This is a genomic window from Streptomyces sp. NPDC005794 (genome assembly GCF_042871445.1).
GTDB lineage: Bacteria > Actinomycetota > Actinomycetes > Streptomycetales > Streptomycetaceae > Streptomyces.
This window is the reverse complement of sequence record NZ_JBIAIN010000024.1, coordinates 39,020-58,686: the sequence shown is the minus strand read 5'-3', so window position 1 is coordinate 58,686 and position 19,667 is coordinate 39,020. Positions and strand designations below refer to the sequence as shown.

Genomic DNA, 19,667 nt, shown 5'->3' with positions numbered 1-19,667 from the left:
CAGAGATGACGGAACCGAATCAGTACGAGCATTGCTGGCTGGACGTATTCGAAGAGCTGCGGAACTGCTCCGACCCCGACCTTCATGTGACCAGGGATCATCAGGGCCCGTTCGTGGAGCCGGCGGATGCGCGCAGTGCCTTCGACGAGCTCGCTCAACAGGACGGAGTGCTGCTCGACCCGGTCCTTCAGGGGTGTTTCCTGCGCTTCGACGACCTGGGCGCCTGCTGGGGGTTCGGTGAAGAGGAATCAGACCCGATTTTCGCCGGGGAATTCAGCCTCTCGCCCCTGGTGTGGGCGATCCGGAAGCGGGCGCCCGTCGAACGTTACCCCGACCCGTCACCGAAGCAGCTGGAACTGCTCTCCGAACTCCGCGACTTCGACGGAACACCCATGACCGGGGTGGGGTCCGTCTCCTCCCTCAGGATCGTGCAAGGGGGCGTGCACAATCCTGAGATCTGGTTCAGTGACGGTGAGCTCGGAATCCATCGGATGGATATCGACCTCTGTGGCTACCTCGAAGCGCTACGCGTCACCAAGGGCACCTTCGGCTGGCAGTACCTGTTCACCGACGTCTCCTTGGCCGACGACGACCACGCGGTGACCACGGAGTTCCTCACCGAGATGCTCGCCGTCTTCCCCGACTTGTTTCCCGCGCACGACTACGAGCCGCTCGGAGCGCGACTCGCCGAGCGCCTCCGCTGAGCCGGACGGACACACGGACACACGGACAGGAACCCATGACCCGTTACGCAGACATACCCAAACCCATCCGCTCCGGCATCGTCGTGGTCGACCCCGAACGCGGCACCCCCCAGCGCATCATCGTCCTCCAGTTCAACCCCGACACCCTGGAACGCAGCCTCGCCCCCCAGTCCGCCGGCGGGAGCGGCGACTCCGGCGGAGGCGGCAGTGGGTCCGGCGACAGGAACGAGGCCCTCCGGCTCAAGGGGCCCGCCGAGGAGACCTGGAAGTTCACCGCCGAGATCGACGCCACCGATCAGTTCGAGGTCGCCGCCCCCGACGGGATCCACCCCGAGCTGGCCACCCTCGAAATGCTCGTGCACCCGACCACCGCCCAGCTGCGCGAAGCGAGCCGGCTCGCCAAGAAGGGGACCATCGAGATCAGCCCGATCGAGATGCCGCTCACCCTCTTCACCTGGGGAAGCAAGCGCGTCATGCCCGTGCGGCTCACCGAACTGTCCATCAACGAGTCGGCGTTCGACGTGAACCTGAATCCGATCCGGGCGAGCCTCAGCATCGGCATGAAGGTGCTCAGCGTCAGCGACCTGCCCGCCGGGCACCGCGGGGCCGATCTGTACATGGCGCATCTCGCGCAGAAGGAGCAGCTCGCCAGGGCCGCGCGCGGCGGCGGGCTCGGTTCGCTGGGGCTGGCCGGGGGCAACACCGTCATGGGGAGGGGCTGAAGGACATGGCCGAGATCGAACCGTACGAGAACGCGCTGGACGCCATACCCGGCGCCCACCCCTACCCCCGCTCCAGCCGGTACCACGACGCCGAGATCGGCGTGCACCGGATGGCCGACGGCACCGAAGTGCGGTACGCGAAACGGCGCTTGCTGCCGCCGCTGAACGAAACGGCACAGGAGAGCGCCCCGCACACCGTCAGCAGCGGCGACCGGCCGGACCTGCTCGCGCAGCGGTACTTCGGTGACCCCGGGCAGTGGTGGCAGATCGCCGACGCCAATCCGGTGCTGGACCCGCACGAGCTGACCGAGGAGGCGGGCCGCACCATCGCCGTCCCGCATGCCGGGGGCTTCCCGGGGACGGGAGCTCGGTATGTCTGACCAGCCCGTGGGGAGCGGGCCCATCCACATCACCCTGCAGACGGGACCCCGGCTGACCCGGCCGGTACCGCCCGAGGTCACCGAGGCGCTGCTGTCCGCCCAGATCACCGCCACCGCAGGTGAACGCAGCGGGTTCCAGATGGCGTTCGACCTCACCAAGCAGGGGGCGCTGTCCCGGCGGCTGCTGCCCGAAGGGTTCTTCGACCCGAAGACCCGGGTGATCCTCTCCGTGAGCGTGAAGGGCACGGCATGGGTGCTGCTCGACGGGCTGATCGTGCGCCAGGAGGTGGGCGCGAGCAACCAGCCGGGCCACTCCACCCTCACGGTGACCGGGGAGGACCTGACGCTCCTCATGGACCTGGAGGAGCGCACCGACCGGTACCCGAACCTGCGGCCCTCCGGACGCGTCGCCCGCATCCTCGCCAAGTACGCCGACTACGGCATCGAGGCCCGCGTCTTCCAGGAACAGATCGAGCAGCCGCCGCGCGAACAGCTCAGGGTCGACTACCAGTCGGGCACCGACCTGAGCTACGTGAACGACCTGGCCCGCGCCAACGGCTACACGTTCTACCTCGAACCCGGACCCCGACCCGGTCATTCCACCGCCGTCTGGGGCCCGGAGGCCCGCATCGGGCAGCGGCAGCACGCGCTCAACGTGAACATGGACGTCAACTCGACCGTGGACCAGCTGACGTTCGCGTACGACGGGACGGCCAGGGAGGAGCCGCAGGCCCGGGTGCAGGACCCGGCCACCCGGGACAGCCGGCTCCTGCCGCAGCCCGACATCGGGCCGCTGCGCCCCCCGCTCGGCCGCCGCGCCACCCCCGCGCTCAAGCGGCGCACGCTGTCCGGCACGGCGAAGAAGGAGTCGGCGCAGGCGCAGGCGGAGCTGCTGGCACGGGCCGCGCTGTCCGCCGACGCCATCTCGGGGTCCGGGTCGCTGGACGTGAACCGGCACGGGTACATCCTGCGGCCGCGCGAGCTGGTCGGGGTCCGTGGCGCCGGGGTGACGTACGACGGCGACTACTTCGTCAAGTCCGTCACCCACACCCTCAGGCCCGGCTCGTACCAGCAGAACTTCACGCTCTCGCGCGAGGGCCTCATCGCCCGGAGCGGCACCGTACGACCGTGACGGCCGCGGAAGCGGAAGCGGAAGCGGAAAAGCAAGAGGACCAGGAGAACTTCGCATGGCTGCAGGACCGAACAACCGGTTTCTCGGCAAGTTCCGGGGGCGGGTGGTGGGCAACGACGACCCGCTGAAGATCGGGCGGGTCACGGTCAAGGTGCCGGACGTCCTGGGCGACGAGACGTCCACCTGGGCCATGCCCTGCCTGCCGTTCACGGGGCCGCAGTCGGGGCAGTACGTGGTACCCGCCGAAGGGGCCGGCGTGTGGGTGGAGTTCGAGCAGGGGGACGTCAGCTTCCCCATCTGGACGGGCTGTTGGTACGGCGACGCCTCCGAGCTCCCGCCCGACGCCCTGACCGGAACACACGCGCACCAGAACGTGGTGATCCAGACCTCCGACCGGCACAAGTTCGTCATGGGCGACGTGCCGGACGGCGGCAGCGGCATCCGCCTCCAGGCCGCGACCGGGGCGTACATCCAGGTCGACGAGAAGGGCGTGACGATCGCCAACGGCCAAGGCGCCTCGATCGTGCTGACCGGGGGCGAGGTCGACATCAACGACGGCCGGCTGATCGTGGCCAAGAAGCAGTAACAGACAACGGGGAGAGAACTCTTGTCCACCAGCTCAGGGACCATCGTCAACGCCGCCGCGACACTCACCTGCCCGCACGGCGGCCGGGCCTCCGCCGCCTCCGCGCACGCGGCCGTGCGCCTGGACGGGCTGCCCGTGCACACCGCCTCCGACGCCTTCGTGGTGACCGGGTGCCCGCACACCGTCGACGGGGTGCCGCATCCGTGCACCACCGTCCGGTGGAGCCCGCAGAGAGGCGGCGTGCTCGTCGACGGCGTACCCGTCCTGCTGCACACGAGTGCGGCGCAGTGCTTCAGCGCGGCGCTCGTGCCGCAGGGGCCACCGGTCGTCGACGCGGCCCGGCGGGGGGCGACGTGCCGATGAGGACCCCACGCAGCGACCTCGCGTTCCCGTTCCGCAGCGACCGGCGCGGCAGGACGGCGCACGCCCGGTACGACGAGCACGTGCGGGACCTGGTGGAGCAGCTGTTGTTCACCAGCCCCGGCGAACGGCTGATGCGCCCCGACTTCGGCTGCGGACTGCTGGATCTGGTGTTCACGCCGAACAGCCCCGAGCTGGCCTCGGCGATGGAACTGTCCGTGCAGGCCTCGCTGCAGCGCTGGCTGGGCGAGCTGATCGATGTGGAATCCCTGGACGTGGTGAGCGAGGAGAACGTCGTCCGGGTGTATCTGCGCTACGTGGTGCGCTCCACCGGGAGCCGGCGCGACGAGGTCTTCGAAGGGAGCGGGCCCGCATGAGCGGCAGGGGCAGGGAGGTGGCCTGCCGGACCGACGGCAGGCGTGGCAAGGTACGCGCGGCGCGGCTCCACGGCGTGGACGCGGTGGAGGCCGGTGACGACGGGCTGACCCTCACGGTCACGTTCCTCGGCAAGGCCCCGCACGGGCTGTGCCCGGAGAACATCCGCATCGACGGCGGCCGCCGCGTCACGGGTGTCGAGGCGGTCGGGGTGACCGTGGAGCGGGAGGAGGACCCGGAGCTCGACGACCGGCTGCTGGTGACCGTCGACCGTACCGGGGACACCTCGCGCTACCGGCTGTCGGTGGTGGAGGCCGACCCGTACGGGAGGCCGGGCACCGAGCCGTTCCCCGGTTTCGACCAGCGGTACTTCCGGGCGGATTTCGAGTTCCGCACGGACTGCCCCACCCCCTTCGACTGCGCGGACGACCCGGCGGGCAGCGATCCCGGCCCCCGGGCCGAGGCACCCGTCATCGACTACACGGCGCGCGACTACGACTCCGTACGCCGCCTCGTCCTCGACCGGCTCGCGCTGACCACACCCGACTGGGTCGAGCGCAACCCCGCCGACCTCGGCGTGACACTCGTCGAGCTGCTGGCCCACACGGCCGACCGGATCAGCTACCACCAGGACGCGGTCGCGACGGAGGCCTACCTCGACACCGCCCGCAGGCGGGTGTCGGTGCGCCGGCACGTCCGGCTGATCGACTATCCGATGCACGACGGCTGCAACGCCCGGGCCCTGGTCACCGTCGAGGTGACGAAGCGGCTGACACTGCTGCCGGGTACGTTCCGCTTCGCCGCCGTCGACGTCCGCACGCCGGGACTCCGCGACCGGCCCGAGACCGGCACCGTGGTCGAGGACCGCGAGCTGGCGGTGCTGGCCGAGCGCGGTGCGGTGGAGGTGTTCGAGCCGGTGGTGGACGCCGAGCCGGCCCAACTGCGCCCGGCGCACAACACCATCCGCTTCTGGACCTGGGGTGACGAGGTGTGCGCCCTGCCGAAGGGCGCGGTGTCCGCGACACTGCGGGACGGGTGGACCGACAAGAAGCGCACGGGGCGCTCACTGGCCCTGGCCCCCGGCGATCTGCTGGTGTTCGAGGAAGTACGCGGGTCACGTTCGGGTACGCCGGGCGACGCGGATCCCGCGCACCGGCAGGCGGTACGGCTGACCTCGGTCACCCCGGGCGTGGACGAGCTGGCCGGCCAGCCGGTGCTGGAGGTCACCTGGGCCCGCCAGGACGCGCTGGCCTTCCCCGTGTGCCTGTCGACGCGCGGCGGGCCACCGGACTGCGCGCCGGTGGCGGACGTGAGCGTCGCCCGCGGCAATGTGGTCCTCGTCGATCACGGCAGGTCACTGACGTTCGGCGGAGCCCCGCCGGAGACGGTGCGCGTGCCCCCGGAGCCCGCGGTGCCCGGCTCCTGCGAGCCGTCCGCCTTCGGCTGCGGGGACGCCGACGGCGGCAACGCGACGGCCCGGCTCCTCGGCGAACGACTGGAACAGACACGGTGCGGCCGGCTCCTCACCGCCGCACAGGTGAGGGAACTGTCCGAACAGGTCGGCGACGATCAGGTGACGCGCGCCGGAATCGGCCTGGAGCTCGCGGGGCGGCGGCGCGAGAAGGTCGTACCGGGTACGGCGTACGAACAGGCCGAGGCACTGGAGACGCTCCTCGCGCAGGTGGTCTATCCGGGCATCAGGCCCCGGTTCCGCCCCGTACTCCCACGCTCACCCGTGGTCCAGGCGGCGCCGTTCCCGCTGCCCGAGCACGTCTCGGCCGGGCAGGCCGACCGCCTGGCCGCCGTGCCCGGACGGGTCCGGGAACGGCTGGTGGAGCTGTGGCGCAGCGCCCGGGACCGCGACGGGCTGACCGAGGCGGAGATCGACGAGCTGACCGTGCTCTTCGGACTGCGGGCGCTGGAACACCTGGAGCTGCACCTCCACCCGGTGCGCGCGCTGCGCGAACTGCTGCACCGCGGCGATCGGCTGCTGGCACCGAAGCTGCGCAGGCTCCAGGTGCTGACGGCCAGGGCCCGGGCGGGTGCGGTGCTCGACGCGGGCATCGCCTGGGAGATCGCGCAGACCTGGGGCCCCGGCCACGCCGCCGGGCTGCATCCGGACGAGCCGGTGCTCCGAGGTCCGGCCGCGGCCCTGATCCAGGATCCCCGGGCCGCGCTGCCCGCGGTGACGGTCCTGGACGGTGACGAGGAGTGGACCGCGCGGCGGGACCTGCTCACCGCCGGTCACCGGGACCGGGACTTCGTCGGTGAGCTGGAGGACGACGGGCGGATCGCCCTGCGCTTCGGCGACGGACGGCACGGGGCGCGGCCCCGGCCGGGCGCCAGGCTGGAGCTGCACTACCGGCTCGGCGGCGGCACGGCGGGCAACGTCGGTGCGGAGGCCGTCAACCATCTGGTGCTGCACCGCGATCCGGAGAGCGAGGACGCCGGGGAGCCGCTGCCCGTCGCAGGAGTACGCAACCCGCTCCCGGCGGTCGGCGGCACGGAACCCGAACCGCTCGAACAGGTGCGGCAGTTGGCTCCGCTCGACCTGAAGCGCACCATCGAACGCGCGGTGACCGCCGAGGACTACGCGGCACTGGCCTCCGCGCTTCCCGGGGTGCAGCGGGCGGCGGCGGAGATCCGCTGGACGGGCAGCGTGCAGGAGGCCCATGTCGCCGTCGACGCGCTGGGGGCCGGGGACCCGGAGCCCGAGCTGCTCGACTCGGTGGCGTACGCACTGGAACGCTACCGGCGGATAGGACACGACCTGGTGGTCGGCCCCGCGAGCCACGTACCGCTGGACATCGCGCTGTCCGTGTGTGCGGCCCCCGGACATCAGCACGGGCAGATCCTGGCCGAGCTGTACCGGCTGCTGGGCCGCGGGCGGCTGTACGACGGGCGGCTCGGCTTCTTCCACCCCGACGCCCTGGTGTTCGGCGAACCGGTGCGGCTCAGCCGGCTGGTGGCCGCAGCGGCCGCCGTGCAGGGGGTGGAGAGAGTGACGGTGACCCGGCTGCGCCGGTTCTTCGGCGACGCCGACGGGGACGGCACAGCTCTGGAGACCGGAGTGCTGCGGCTCGGCGCCCTGGAGATCGCGCGCTGCGACAACGACCCGGACCGCCCCGACAACGGGCGGCTGACCATCGAACTCGCCGGAGGTACCCGATGAGCGGCGCGGGCAACTGCGGCTGCGGCTGCGGTGGACACGACGAACGCCGGGCCCCCGAGGCCCTGTACAACCCGCCGGGGCGCACCGCCCTCGACTACCGGGTCGGGGACTACGGATCCTTCCTGGCGGCCATGGTGGACCGGCTCGCCTCCCCGGCCTATCCGGCGCTGCGGGGACTGACGGTCCGCACCCCGGACGATCCGGCGATCGGTCTGCTGGACTCCTGGGCCGTCGTCGGCGACCTGCTGACGTTCCACTCCGAGCGGATCATGGACGAGGCGTACGTCCGCACCGCGAACGAGCACCGCTCGCTGGCGCTGCTCGGACGCCTGGTGGGGCACCGCCCGAGGCCGGGCATCGCCGCCGACACCCATCTCGCGTACACCCTGGACAGGGATCCGCGGGGCGTGGACGTGGAGGTGATCGTCCCGCGTGGGGCGCGCAGCAACAGCGTTCCGCTCACCTCCGAGGAGGAGTCGCAGGTCTTCGAGACGGAGGCCGATCTCGTGGCGCGCGCCTCGTGGAACGAACTGGCGGTGCGCCGGCGCAGGCCCGCGCTGCTCACCGAGGAGGATCTGGCCCGGCGCTCCGAGATCCTGGTGTCGGGCACCACGACCGCTCTGCAGACCGGGGACCGGCTGCTGTTCGTCCTCAAGGGACAGGACGGTGGCGGCACTCCGGGACAGCGGCTGCTCCGCACCGTGGCCCGGCTCCGTGTCGACCGTGAGGACGACGTGACGGGGATCGGGCTCCAGCAGTCCGCCCCGCAGTCGCTGGGCGAACTGGTGGAGCTGCTCCGCGAGTGGATCACCGAGGACGAGCGGGCGGTCGAGGACGGCGAACCCACGCCCGACAACCCCAATCCACGGCCGGTCAGCCGCTTCATCGCCGATTTCGACGCCCAGGTGCTCGCCCCGCTACGGGCCGACCTGGACTCCGTCACCTCACCGGCCGCCCTCGCGGCACGGCTTGCGGAGCCCCACGAGCGGCTGGCCGAGGCGCAGGCCGTCTCACGGGCGCACGCCGATGTCGCCGCCTGGTTCGAACAGCTGGAGGCGATGGTCGGCGAAGTGATCGCGCAGGCGGCGGACCTGGAGCCCTCCCGGCCGGCGCCCGACGCGCTGCGCGCCGCCGCACCGGCGTCCGCGGCGCTGAAGGCACTCGGCGCGGTGCTCCCCGCCCTGCGCAGCGAGGTCGTCCGGCACTCCCGCAGCGGGGCGGGCCCGCTGTCCGCGGGTGGGCCGGCTCCGGGGTCCGATCTGGGCGCCCGGCTGCTGGCTGCGCTGGACCCGCGGATCGCCGACGGGATGTACCCGGCGTGGCGGCGGTCCGCGCCCACCGCGGCGCCACTCCTGCACGAGGTGCAGGCGATGCGGGTGACAACTGCACCGTTCGGGGCGATGGCCCCGCTGAGGCCGGTGCAGGACGAACGGGGGCGGGTGATCAGGCAGGCGGACTGGCCGCTGACCGGGTCGTCCCTCACGACGGTGCGGGTGGTGTTCGACACGGCGGGCAAGGTCCCGGTGCGCGCCGAGTTCCAGCACACCGAGACGGGATCGTCCGTCCAGCACTCGGAGAACCTGCCGTCGGAGGCGACGTTCGACCTCGGGCCCGGCCGGGTCGTCGTCATGACCAGGACCGCGCAGGACCACGACCTGAGCTGGCTGAGCAGGCGCCCCGCCGACTCGCAGGAGCCCGGTGTCACCGCCCAGTTGCTCGAAGGGCTGCCCGAGCGGACGCTGTTCGTGTCCCGGCCCGCGGACGACGGCCGTGTCCACGTCGCCGTGCACAACGGTGAGCCGCTGAGCTGGCGTCTGGCGCCCGGCGACCACCAGCAGATCAGGCACGAGGGCTACGAGCTGACCGTGCGCTACACGGTCGGCAGCGAACCGGCGAACGTGGTCATCGGCATCGCCACGGTGCCGGAGCCGGCCAACCGGCACGTGATCGCCCTGGACTCGGTCCAGGACTCGATCACGGCCGGCAGCTGGGTCGTCGTCGAGCGCCCCCGCAAGGGCGCCGGAGGACCGGACGGCATCCCTGGCGACCCGGCGCTCAGCTTCGTCACCACCAGGGTCACCTCCCTGCGCACCGCCGTGTACACCGACTTCGGCATCACCGGCCGCGGTACGGAACTGACGCTGGCCGACCCCTGGCTCGACGAGCACGACGTACTGCTCTCCACCATCCGCGACGCCACCGTGCACGCGGGCGGACAGGCGCTGAGGCTCGCCGACGAGCCGCTCGGCGAGGACGTCCACGGCAACGAGCTGGAACTGGCCGAGCTGCACGACGGGCTGCGCCCGGGACGGCGGCTGATCGTGTCCGGGGAGCGCACCGACGTCGCCGCCGCGCCCGCCACCGAGCTGGTGACGATCGCCGGCGTCGAGCAGGTGCTCGACCCGCTGCTGCCCGGCGACCACGTGCACACGCGGCTGACCCTGACGACGGACCTCGTCCACCGCTACCGGCGCGCCACCGTGCGCGTACGGGGCAACGTCGTGGCAGCCGGTCACGGCGAGAGCCGGGACGAACCGATCGGCAACGGCGACGCGGACCTCGCCAACCAGACGTTCGCGCTCTGGCAGGCGCCGCTGACCTGGCTGCCCGCCGACAACCCGCTGGGCGCGACCCCGGCCCTCGAGGTACGCGTCGACGGACTGCTCTGGCACAGGGTGGACAGCCTCGCCGGGCGCGGCCCGCGCGAGCGGGTCTACGTCTGCGGTGACGCGGGCGGCCGGACCACGGTCACCTTCGGCGACGGCGTGCACGGCGCCCGGCTGCCCACCGGGCACGAGAACGTCCGGGCGCGCTACCGCTTCGGCACCGGCCGGGCCGCCAACGTCCGGGCCGACCGCGTCACCCAGGCGGTCACCCGGCCGCTGGGTGTCACCGGGGTCACCAATCCCCAGCCCGCGACGGGCGGCGCGGACGCGGACGGCCCCGGCCGGACCCGCACCGCGATCCCGCTCGCCGTGTCCGCCCTCGACCGGCTGGTGTCGGTCGCCGACTACGAGGACTTCGCCCGCTCCCGGGCCGGGATCGGCCGGGCGGCGGCGCGCGAACTCTTCGACGGCAGGCGGCGGATGCTGCACGTCACCGTCACCGGGGTCCAGGACATCCCGATCGCCGAGGACTCCGATGTGCTCACCGCACTGCGCTCCTCACTCGCCCGGTACGGCGACTCCCGGCTGCCCGTACGGGTACAGGTACGCGAACTGCTGCTGCTCCTCCTCGCGGCGAAGGTGAAGGTGGCCCGCGACCACAGCTGGCAGAGCGTCGAACCGAGACTGCGCCAGGCCCTGCTGACCCGGTTCGGCAGCTCCCGGCGCGAGCTGGGCAGCCCCGCACACCTGTCGGACGTGCTGGCGACGGCCCACTCCGTGCCCGGGGTCGACCACGTGGACGTGGACGTCTTCGGCGGAGTGCCGGCATCCCTCACCCCCGACGGTCTGCCCGCCTTCGCGGACACGCTCGCCGAGCCGCGGACCACGGTCCCGGCACGGCTCGCCACGTACGACGAGGACACGCACCGGGTGACCGCGCCGGAGGGCGAGACACTCACCTCGGTCGCCGCCCGGTACGGCATCGCACTCGCCGAACTGCTGCGGCTCAACCCGGACATCACCGACACCCGGCGCCTGGGCGAGGGCCGCGCGGTGTGCGTCTTCCGCGGGATCCGGCCCGCACAGCTCGTCCTGCTGTCACCGGACGTCCCGGACACGCTGATTCTCACGGAGGTCACCGCATGAGCACCCAGGAACGGAGCGTCGCATGAGCAGGGAACCGGACGGGCTCACGGAACTGCTCCCGCAGTGGCACCGGCTACGGGACGCGGAGGGCGGGGAGCCGCTGCGGGCCCTGCTCGCGGTGATCGCCGAGCAGGTCGACCGGGTACGTGACGGCGTCGACCAGAGCTACGAGGACCTCTTCGTGGAGACGGCCGCGCCCTGGGTGCTGCCGTACCTCGGCGACCTGGTCGGCTACCGGCCGCTGCCCGGGTACGAGCGGGTCCGGACGGCCGGACTGGGCGACACCGCCGACGGGGAGGCCCGCTCCCGGCTGGCCGAGGCACTCGCCCCGCGCCGCGACGTCGCGGCCACGGTGGCCAACCGCCGCCGCAAGGGCACCCTCGCCCTGCTGGAGGAACTGGCCCAGGAGGTCGCCGGATGGCCGGCCAGAGCCGTGGAGTTCTCCCGGCTGGTCTCCCACCAGCAGCCGGTCGGGCTGTACGGGACGGGGGCGGCGGCCGACGACGTACGCAGGTCGGGACGCGGTCGGCTGGCCGACGTCCGGGACGGTGCGCAACTCGACCTGGCGGGAGGGCCGTTCGACTCGCTGGCCCGGTCCGTCGACGTTCGCCGGGCCGCCTCGCCGCGGCGTCGGGGCGGCCATTCCCCCGCCGGGGTGGGGCTGTTCGTGTGGCGGCTGAAGCCCTACCGGGTGAGCCGTGCACCGGCGTACTGCATCGACCGCGCCCGTAGCCTGTACACGTTCTCGATCCTGGGCAACGACACGGCCCTGGTGACCCGCCCGGTGCCGGAACCCTCCGCCACGCACATCGCGACCGTCGACAACGTGCCCGCGTCGATCAGCAGGCGGCAGCTCGCGGACCGGCTCGCCGACCACTACGGGCCGGGCAAGAGCTTCACCGTCTGGCGCGACGGGCAGGACGAGCCCGTGCCGATGTCGGACATCGTCGTGGCGGACCTGACCGGCTGGCGCTACCGCCCCAAGCTCGGCCAGGTGGCCGTCGACCCGGTGCTCGGCCGGATCGCCTTCGGATCCCGCTCGGCACCCCGGCAAGGGGTCTGGGTCACCTACCACTACGCCTTCGGCGACGACACCGGCGGCGGTGAGTACCCGCGCGAGCGTGTCACCTCGCCCGCCGCCCGCGTCTACCGGGTGGGCCCCCGCCAGGCCCACCAGCGGATCATGGACGCGTACGAGCAGTGGCGCACCGACCGGCGGTCCGGGCACTGCGGTGCCGAGGGAATCATCGAGATCACGCACAGCGGGGCCTACCAGGAACAGCTCGACTTCGACCTCGGCCGCGGCGACCGGCTGGAACTGCGGGCCGCCGAGGGCTGCCGCCCCGTGATCCGGCTGCTCGACTGGTACAGCAACCGCCCCGACGCGCTCAACATCCGGGCGCAGGAGGGCGGACGGGAGGACGAGGGGAACGCCGACGCTCCCCGGATCGTCCTGGACGGCCTGCTGGTCACCGGACGCGGGCTCCATGTCAGCGGCCCCGTAGGCGCGGTCGAGCTGCGGCACTGCACCCTGGTGCCGGGCTGGTCGCTGGAGACGGACTGCGACCCGCACTCGCCCGAGGAGCCGAGCCTGGTCCTGGACCGGACCACCGCCTGCGTGTCCATCGACCGCAGCATCCTCGGCACCATCGAGGTGATCGGCGAGGAGGTGAGCACGGACCCCCTGCCGATCCACATCCGCGACAGCGTCCTGGACGCCACCGGCCACGACCTCCCGGCCCTGTCCGCCCCGGACTGCCGTCACGCGCACGCCGTGCTGCACGCGCACCGCACCACGGTCATCGGAGAGGTCCACACCCACGCGGTGCGGATCGCCGAGAACAGCATCTTCACCGGGCAGCTTCGGGTGGCCCGGCGCGGCATCGGCTGCCTGCGGTACTGCTACGTGCCGCCCGGCTCCCGCACCCCGCGGCGCCACCGCTGCCAGCCGGACCTCGTGGGCGCCGGACCGGCCGGGCAGGTGCGCCCGCAGCTGGCCAGTGAGCGGTACGGCACCCCGGCCTACGGGCGGCTCGCCGACGACGGGCCGTGGCAGATCCGGCGGGGCGCCGACGACGGCTCCGAGATGGGGGTCTTCCACCAGCTCTACGAACCGCAGCGCGAGGACAGCCTGCGGGCCAGGCTCGCCGAGTACACCCCGGCCGGCACGGACGCCGGGATCTTCCCCGTGACCTGACCTGACCTGACCTGACCGCCTCGACCCGGCCCTGACCGCCCGCCCCGAACTCTTCCGAACCGACGTACCTCCGAGGGGGACCCCTTCCCATGCACGCAGATCTCTCCCGCGACACCTTCCGGCCCGACCGGCACTACGCGGCGGTCCTCACCCAGCAGGGCCGCGTCCAGCTGGACGCCGACGCCAACGAGCAGGCCGCGATCCAGCTGCACCTGGCCCGGACCACCACCGCCGACCTGGTCGGGCAGCACGGCGGCCCGCGCGGCGCGACCGGATTCGAGGTGGGCTTCCTGGGCGGCAGCCGGGAGCTCGACGACCTCTCGCTCGGCGGCGGGCGTTACTACGTCGACGGGATCCTGCTGGACGCGACCCGCCCGGAACCCGGCGTACCGGCCGAGGAGGACGCCGCCGCCGACGAGGAGGCCCCGGCGACCTGGACCTACTGGGACCAGCCGGACGGATACCGGGACCCGGAGCGCCCGGGGGACCGGCTGCCCACCCAGTTCCCCTACCTCGTCTGCCTCAAGGTGTGGGAGCGCTCGGTGACCGCGGCCGAGGACCCGCTGCTGCGCGAGGTGGCGCTCGGGTCGGCGATGCCCGACACGGCGGCCAGGATCAAGACCGTCTGGCAGGTGCTGCCGCTGCCCGGTGCGCGGCTGGAGCTGGAGGACGGGGCGACCAAGGACCAGGTACGCGAGGCGTTCGCCCGCTGGTCGGCGGCGCAGGCACCGACGGCGCGGATGGCGGCGCGCAGCGAGCGCCCCGACCACGCGGACGACGACCCCTGCCTGGTGGAGCCGGACGCCCGGTACCGGGGCCCGGAGAACCAGATGTACCGCGTGGAGATCCACGAGGGCGGCGCCGCGGAGGACGCCACCTTCAAGTGGTCGCGGGAGAACGGCTCCGTGACGCTCCCGGTCGACGGGATCGACGGGACCTGGGTGGAGCTGGCCTCGCTCGGCAACGACGACAAGCTCGGCCTGAACGTCGGCGACCAGGTGGAGTTCGTGGACACCGGCCACACCAGCCGGGGCGAGCCGCTGCCGCTGCTGCGGGTCGAGGAGATCGACCTGCCGGGACGGCGGGTACGGCTCTCCGAGGAGCCGCACCCGTCGGTCGGCCGGCGCCCCGAACTCCACCCGTACCTGCGGCGCTGGGACCAGCGGGCCGGCTCCCGGCACGGGGGCGGCCCGAACCGTACGAAGCAGACCGCGGCGAAGCTGCGGGGCGGGGCGGTCCGGATCGAGGAGGGCGGCTGGCTGCCGCTGGAGGACGGTGTGTTCGTGTACTTCGAGCCGGGCCGGACGTACCGGTCCGGTGACTTCTGGACCGTTCCGGCCCGGACCGTGACGGGCGGGGTCGAGTGGCCGACGGACGCGGCCCGCCGCCCGCTGCTGCAGTCCCCGAAGGGGATCCGCGTCCACTACGCCCCGCTGGCCTGGGTGCTGGGGGAGGGGTCGGTCGCGGACCTGCGCATGACGTTCGCGCCCCTGGCCGCCGTCATTCCCGCGGCCGACGACCAGGCGCTGGCCGCGGAGGCGGAGGCCGAAGCGGAGGCCAGGGCCACGGAGAACGCCGCCGCCGGTTCGGACGGCCGGACGGCGGGGCAGGACGACGAGGGACAGCCCGAGAACTGACGCACCACCTGGGTAAAGGAGCACCACGATGGCAACGCCTCTGTCCGCCGACAGACTGCTCAAGGCCCTGCGGGACGAGGGCCTGCACGTCGTCGAGCACCGTAGCTGGCGCACGCACAACCGCAATCACAAGGGCTCGTGGGGGCCCGTGCACGGGGTGATGATCCATCACACCGTGACGTCGGGCACCCAGAGCTCCGTGGACCTCTGCTACGACGGTCATTCCAGCCTCCCGGGCCCGCTGTGCCACGGGGTGATAGCCAAGGACGGCTCGGTCCACCTGGTCGGTCACGGCCGCGCCAACCACGCCGGACTCGGCGACGACGACGTCCTGCGCGCGGTGATCAACGAAACGTCCCTGCCCGCCGACAACGAGGCCAACACCGACGGCAACCGTTCCTTCTACGGCTTCGAGTGCGTCAACCTCGGCAACGGCAAGGACCCCTGGCCCGCCGCCCAGTTGGAGGCCATCGAGAAGGCGGCTGCCGCGATCTGCCGGGCACACGGCTGGAACCAGCGCTCGGTGATCGGCCACAAGGAGTGGCAGCCGGGGAAGATCGACCCGCGCGGGTTCACGATGGACTCGATGCGCGGCAGGGTCAAGACCCGCCTCGGAGGAAAGCCGGACGGCCCGTCGAAGCCGCCCGCCCCCAAGCCCCCGGCGAAGTACGAGCCGTTCCCCGGAGCGGCGTACTTCCGGGTCGGCCGCCGCAGCGCCGTCATCACGGCGATGGGGAAGAGACTGGTGGCCGAGGGCTGCGGACGGTACGAGGTCGGCCCAGGACCGGACTGGTCCGAGGCGGACCGCACGTCGTACGCCGCGTGGCAGCGCAAGCTGGGCTACTCGGGCAGCGGCGCGGACGGCATCCCGGGCAAGGCCAGTTGGGACAAGCTCAAGGTGCCCAACGTCTGAGCCCGCGAGGTGACGCCGGTGCGGCGGCCCTCCTCGACGAGAGGGAGGACCGCCGCACCAGCCCCGGGGTCACCCCCGGCGCACCCGCCCCACGATCCTCTTGCCGAGGCGCCCGATCGAGCGCGTCGGCCGGTTCCAGGCGCGGAACGCGTCGAGGGTGCGACTGTTCCCCTCACGTTCCACGGCCTGCTCCGCCGCGGCCAGCCCCTCCGGGGACAGGGCACGCACCGCAGGGCGCAGCACCTCCTCCAGCAGCGCGGTCCGGGTCCGGGTCCAGTCGCCGCCCGCGTGCGGGTGGGCGTTCCACACGGTGAAGCAGTCCGCCACGTACGCGGGATCCGCCCGCAGCAGGGCCAGGACCGCGTCGCGGCGGGCGGCCGTGCCGTACGCCGCGATCAGGTCCTCGTCCCCGCTGTGCACGAACGCGTACAGCTCCTCCCCGGGGCGGCCGGGAGCGAGCAGCCGGTCGGCCAGCGCGCCGAAGGCGTGTTCCAGGGCCGGGGGTTCAGCCGGTTCGGCGCGGCTGCGCAGTGTCCGGGCACGGTCCGCCCAGCCGGGTTCCGCCGTCCCCGAGCGCAGGTCGCGCGCGAAGTCCAGCAGCAGCAGGCAGGCGCGTACCCGGGCGCCGATCTCCTGCGGGAAGCCGCGCAGCAGGTCGTGGGCCAGCTCGGGAGCGTCCTCGTCGCCGGCGGGGGCGCCGAGCGCGGCGTCGACCAGGTGCTGCCAGGTGCCCGCCGTCCGGTGGGCGTCGGACGTGGTCTCGCCCAGCAGCGACCGGGCCTCGCCCGCCGTCGGGGTGTGCTCGCCCCACACCAGGCCGACAGCGGTCCGCAGCACCAGCGGCTCGGTGAACGGGGACATGCCCGCCGCGCGGAGCACCGTGTGGAGGATCTCCACCCGGTCCGTGCCCCGCGCCTTCGCACCGGGCGCCTCGGCGCACATCCGCAGATGCGGCAGGGTCTGCGTCCCGGTGAACGGCAGGGCGACCCGGATCAGCAGCCGTTCCGCGTCCGCGGGGTGGTCCGGGGCGAGCCGGTCCAGCTCGCCCAGGAGCGCCGTACGCACGTCGAACTGCTCGTCCAGCAGGTCCGGCAGCGTGCGGCACGCGCCCGCCTCGGGGTCGTCCAGCAGCGCGCGGGCGAGCCGGCCCACGACGCCGGGGAGCAGCTCGGCGCAGTCGACGCCGAGCAGCCGGGCGATCCGCAGCAGTTGCACGGTCCGGGCGACGCCCCGGGGCACCCCGGCGGCGAGTTCGGCCAGCAGCTCGTCGCCGAGCTCCTCGACCAGCGCGGCCAGCGCGCGCTCCCCGGCGGGCTCCTCGAACGCCGAACGCGCGGGCGGCTCCAGGGTCACATCGCGGCCCCGCACCGCCTCCGTCACCAGCAGGGCGGCGAGCGGTGCGGTGACGGCGGCGGGGCAGCGGCCGTCGAGCGCCGTCAGCAGCCGGAGGGCCGCGGCGCACTCCTCGGACGTACGGTCGTCGGCGGGCGCGGTCAGCGCGTCGGTCAGCTGCCGGATGCCCTTCTCGTCCAGCGCGTAGGGCCGTACGGCCGCCCAGTCGGCCGCCGCGGCCCGCTCGCCGGACCCGAGCGCGATGCCCGCGCCGAGCGCCGTGACGGCGAGTGGCCCGGCGGCGAAGGGCTCGCCCGGCAGTTCGGCCGCCGCACGGAAGAGCTCGGGGGACCGGCTGCGCCAGATCCGGGCCGCGGTTCCCGCCCAGACGTCGTCCACCGTCCCGGAGGGGCGCGGGCCGGAGGCGGTGTGTACACGGAAGCGGGGATCGCGGACGTCGGGCGCGTCCTCGGGAAGCACCCCGATGACCTGGTGCGAGGTGTGTCCGGGGTGCCGGGTGTACGTGGTGAAGGTGAGCCGCTCGGCGTGTTCCCGGGGCAGTACGGCGCCGGCGAGCGTGACCCAGCGGGCCACGTCCGCGCTCTGCCGCTCCACCAGCACGACCGGTGGCGCGGACGGGTCCTCGCTCACGCGGCGCAGATCGCTGAGTACGGCGGCGAGCCACGGGCCGCGGGACACGGCGAAGTCGCCGAGGCCCTCCCGGGTGAGCCCCCGTGAGGGACCGGGCGTGGTGGACATCGCGGTCAGGGGATCGGGCAGCATGCGGTCCGGCGTCGTGGAGAGCCACCCCACGGCTCCCCACGCGGCGACCGGGAGCACCCGGCCGGGTATCGGCGTACCGGGCAGGAGATGCACGGCGTGCGCGTGGAATCCGCCCGTGCCCGTGGCGACCGTACGGCTCAGCAGATGGCTGCCGTCGGAGAGCGTGACGTAGCCGAACGCGACCGGCAGCGCCCGGAGCCGGCCGTCGGTGAGCCGCTCGGGGGTGTCCGCCGGAGCGTCGTACGCCAGGAGCGGCGCGGCCTCCGCGCGCACCGGCCCGGGTATCGCGGGGTCCACGGCGGTGAACCGGCCGGCGGACACCCCGTCCCCGGACCCCACGGAGGTGTAGTGCAACTGCGGGAGGCTCATGCGTAGGCCCTCATCGTCCCTGCCACGTGCGTCCCCGTCACGCGCACCGACCGCCGCTCGCCGCCCTGTCGGTGCGGCCCGGCCCGGCGGAGCGACGACCCCGGCGGGGAGCTTTCCGTAGTCGTGCGGGCGACGCTATCAAGCCCTGACGCCCTGTTGGGCCGCACGCGGCACGCGAAGGCCCAAAGGGCTGTCCCGCAATTCCTGGCGGGTGCGCAACGACAGCTACGGCACCTCGCCGCGTTGTCGGAACGTCCGCATACATCCAGTATTCGGACGCCCCTCCGCCTTGCGATGCACCGCATCTGACGCCGCGCACTGATCCACCACGAATTGCGGGACAGCCCTTTAGGCTGGCCGTATGACCGAGGTGACGCTTTCCGCGGGAGTGGTGGAGTACGAGGACACGGGCGGCGACGGGCCGGTGCTGGTCCTGCTCCACGGGGTGGCGATGGACGGTTCGCTCTGGCGCCACGTGGTCGCCGGGCTGCGCCCCGGTTACCGATGCGTCGTGCCCACGCTGCCGCTGGGATCCCACCGCAGGCCGATGCGCCCGGACGCCGATCTGACGGTCCTCGGGGTCGCCCACCTGGTGGCGGAGTTCCTGGAGGCGCTGGACCTCCGGGACGTCACCCTGGTGATGAGCGACTGGGGCGGGGCGCAGGCCCTCGTCGCCGAGGGCCGGGACCAGCGGATCGGCAGGCTGGTGATCACGTCCTGCGAGGCCTTCGACAACTTTCCGCCCGGCCTGCCCGGCCGCAATCTGTACGCCGCGGCCAAGCTGCCCGGCGGGCTGCGGCTCGCCTTCGCCCTGCTGAAGCTGAAGCCGATGCGCCGACTTCCCCTGACCTGGGGGTGGATGAGCAGACGGCCGGTCCCGCACGACGTGATGGACGCGTGGTTCCGGCCGCTGTGGACCTCCGCCGCGATCCGGCGGGACCTGCGGGCGTACGTGCTGGGGGTGCCGCCCAGGGACGAGCTCCTGGCGTGGGCGGAAGCGCTGCGTACGTTCGACCGCCCCGCGCTCGTCGTCTGGGCGTCCGAGGACAAGGTCATGCCGCTCGCCCACGGCCGGCGGCTCGCGGACATGCTGCCCCAGGGCGAACTCGTCGAGATCGCCGACAGTTTCACCCTCATCCCCGAGGACCAGCCGCAGCGGCTGTGCGAGGCCGTCAGGTCGTTCGTACCGCTGTCCTGAACGCAGCCGGGCCGGGTGCGGGTGGCGCGCTTTCACGCACGCACGCGCCCGGCCG

At 73.1% G+C, this 19,667-nt stretch carries 14 protein-coding genes; 13 read left to right on the top strand and 1 reads right to left on the bottom strand.

Annotation, left to right across the window (positions count from 1 at the left end; all coding sequences use genetic code 11):
* Positions 1-5: 5 nt before the first annotated feature.
* The 12 genes from ACFYQ5_RS30820 to ACFYQ5_RS30765 all read left to right on the top strand — a co-directional run bounded on the left by ACFYQ5_RS30820 (position 6) and on the right by ACFYQ5_RS30765 (position 15,930).
* On the top strand, positions 6-704 hold the full coding sequence (locus ACFYQ5_RS30820; protein WP_389202299.1) for a hypothetical protein: 699 nt from the start codon (positions 6-8) through the stop codon (positions 702-704).
* Between the two features lie 35 nt (positions 705-739).
* A complete protein-coding gene (locus ACFYQ5_RS30815) occupies positions 740-1,426 on the top strand; it encodes a hypothetical protein (RefSeq protein ID WP_389202298.1) in 687 nt (228 codons plus the stop codon).
* Between the two features lie 5 nt (positions 1,427-1,431).
* Positions 1,432-1,806: a hypothetical protein gene (locus ACFYQ5_RS30810; RefSeq protein ID WP_389202296.1), complete on the top strand. Its 375-nt coding sequence runs from the start codon at positions 1,432-1,434 to the stop codon at positions 1,804-1,806.
* Positions 1,799-2,938, top strand: coding sequence for a hypothetical protein (locus ACFYQ5_RS30805; RefSeq protein ID WP_389202294.1), 1,140 nt, complete (start codon positions 1,799-1,801; stop codon positions 2,936-2,938). Before ACFYQ5_RS30810 ends, ACFYQ5_RS30805 begins: the two co-directional genes overlap by 8 nt.
* Positions 2,939-2,993: 55 nt before the next feature.
* A complete protein-coding gene (locus tag ACFYQ5_RS30800; RefSeq protein WP_389202292.1) occupies positions 2,994-3,524 on the top strand; it encodes a phage baseplate assembly protein V in 531 nt (176 codons plus the stop codon).
* A gap of 21 nt (positions 3,525-3,545) precedes the next feature.
* Positions 3,546-3,887, top strand: coding sequence for a hypothetical protein (locus tag ACFYQ5_RS30795; protein ID WP_389202291.1), 342 nt, complete (start codon positions 3,546-3,548; stop codon positions 3,885-3,887).
* Positions 3,884-4,261: a GPW/gp25 family protein gene (locus ACFYQ5_RS30790; protein WP_389202289.1), complete on the top strand. Its 378-nt coding sequence runs from the start codon at positions 3,884-3,886 to the stop codon at positions 4,259-4,261. The genes ACFYQ5_RS30795 and ACFYQ5_RS30790 overlap by 4 nt, the downstream gene beginning before the upstream one ends.
* Entirely contained in the window at positions 4,258-7,431 is a 3,174-nt protein-coding gene (locus tag ACFYQ5_RS30785; protein WP_389202287.1) for a putative baseplate assembly protein, read from the top strand. Before ACFYQ5_RS30790 ends, ACFYQ5_RS30785 begins: the two co-directional genes overlap by 4 nt.
* Positions 7,428-11,183: a putative baseplate assembly protein gene (locus ACFYQ5_RS30780; protein ID WP_389202286.1), complete on the top strand. Its 3,756-nt coding sequence runs from the start codon at positions 7,428-7,430 to the stop codon at positions 11,181-11,183. Before ACFYQ5_RS30785 ends, ACFYQ5_RS30780 begins: the two co-directional genes overlap by 4 nt.
* Positions 11,184-11,205: 22 nt before the next feature.
* Positions 11,206-13,380, top strand: coding sequence for a hypothetical protein (locus ACFYQ5_RS30775; RefSeq protein WP_389202285.1), 2,175 nt, complete (start codon positions 11,206-11,208; stop codon positions 13,378-13,380).
* 89 nt (positions 13,381-13,469) lie between these two features.
* The gene (locus ACFYQ5_RS30770) at positions 13,470-15,017 is read left to right on the top strand and encodes a DUF6519 domain-containing protein (RefSeq protein WP_389202283.1); all 1,548 of its coding nucleotides are present in this window, start codon (positions 13,470-13,472) and stop codon (positions 15,015-15,017) included.
* A 28-nt stretch (positions 15,018-15,045) separates the two neighbouring features.
* On the top strand, positions 15,046-15,930 hold the full coding sequence (locus ACFYQ5_RS30765; protein WP_389202281.1) for a peptidoglycan-binding protein: 885 nt from the start codon (positions 15,046-15,048) through the stop codon (positions 15,928-15,930).
* 69 nt (positions 15,931-15,999) lie between these two features.
* Here the strand turns inward: ACFYQ5_RS30765 and ACFYQ5_RS30760 are convergent, their stop codons facing one another.
* Positions 16,000-18,414, bottom strand: coding sequence for a GTPase-associated protein 1-related protein (locus ACFYQ5_RS30760; protein ID WP_389202279.1), 2,415 nt, complete (start codon positions 18,412-18,414; stop codon positions 16,000-16,002).
* A 361-nt stretch (positions 18,415-18,775) separates the two neighbouring features.
* On the opposite strand from ACFYQ5_RS30760, the gene ACFYQ5_RS30755 reads away from it, so the two are divergent.
* Positions 18,776-19,612, top strand: a complete 837-nt coding sequence (locus tag ACFYQ5_RS30755) for an alpha/beta fold hydrolase (RefSeq protein ID WP_389202277.1) — start codon at positions 18,776-18,778, stop codon at positions 19,610-19,612.
* The last annotated feature ends 55 nt before the right edge of the window (positions 19,613-19,667 follow it).

Coding starts and splice junctions, on each gene's coding strand:
- ACFYQ5_RS30755 (WP_389202277.1), top strand. CDS start 18,776: ATGACCGAGGTGACGCTTTCCGCGGGAGTGGTGGAGTACGAGGACACG.
- ACFYQ5_RS30805 (WP_389202294.1), top strand. CDS start 1,799: ATGTCTGACCAGCCCGTGGGGAGCGGGCCCATCCACATCACCCTGCAG.
- ACFYQ5_RS30815 (WP_389202298.1), top strand. CDS start 740: ATGACCCGTTACGCAGACATACCCAAACCCATCCGCTCCGGCATCGTC.
- ACFYQ5_RS30760 (WP_389202279.1), bottom strand. CDS start 18,414: ATGAGCCTCCCGCAGTTGCACTACACCTCCGTGGGGTCCGGGGACGGG.
- ACFYQ5_RS30790 (WP_389202289.1), top strand. CDS start 3,884: ATGAGGACCCCACGCAGCGACCTCGCGTTCCCGTTCCGCAGCGACCGG.
- ACFYQ5_RS30820 (WP_389202299.1), top strand. CDS start 6: ATGACGGAACCGAATCAGTACGAGCATTGCTGGCTGGACGTATTCGAA.
- ACFYQ5_RS30800 (WP_389202292.1), top strand. CDS start 2,994: ATGGCTGCAGGACCGAACAACCGGTTTCTCGGCAAGTTCCGGGGGCGG.
- ACFYQ5_RS30785 (WP_389202287.1), top strand. CDS start 4,258: ATGAGCGGCAGGGGCAGGGAGGTGGCCTGCCGGACCGACGGCAGGCGT.
- ACFYQ5_RS30775 (WP_389202285.1), top strand. CDS start 11,206: ATGAGCAGGGAACCGGACGGGCTCACGGAACTGCTCCCGCAGTGGCAC.
- ACFYQ5_RS30765 (WP_389202281.1), top strand. CDS start 15,046: ATGGCAACGCCTCTGTCCGCCGACAGACTGCTCAAGGCCCTGCGGGAC.
- ACFYQ5_RS30810 (WP_389202296.1), top strand. CDS start 1,432: ATGGCCGAGATCGAACCGTACGAGAACGCGCTGGACGCCATACCCGGC.
- ACFYQ5_RS30780 (WP_389202286.1), top strand. CDS start 7,428: ATGAGCGGCGCGGGCAACTGCGGCTGCGGCTGCGGTGGACACGACGAA.
- ACFYQ5_RS30770 (WP_389202283.1), top strand. CDS start 13,470: ATGCACGCAGATCTCTCCCGCGACACCTTCCGGCCCGACCGGCACTAC.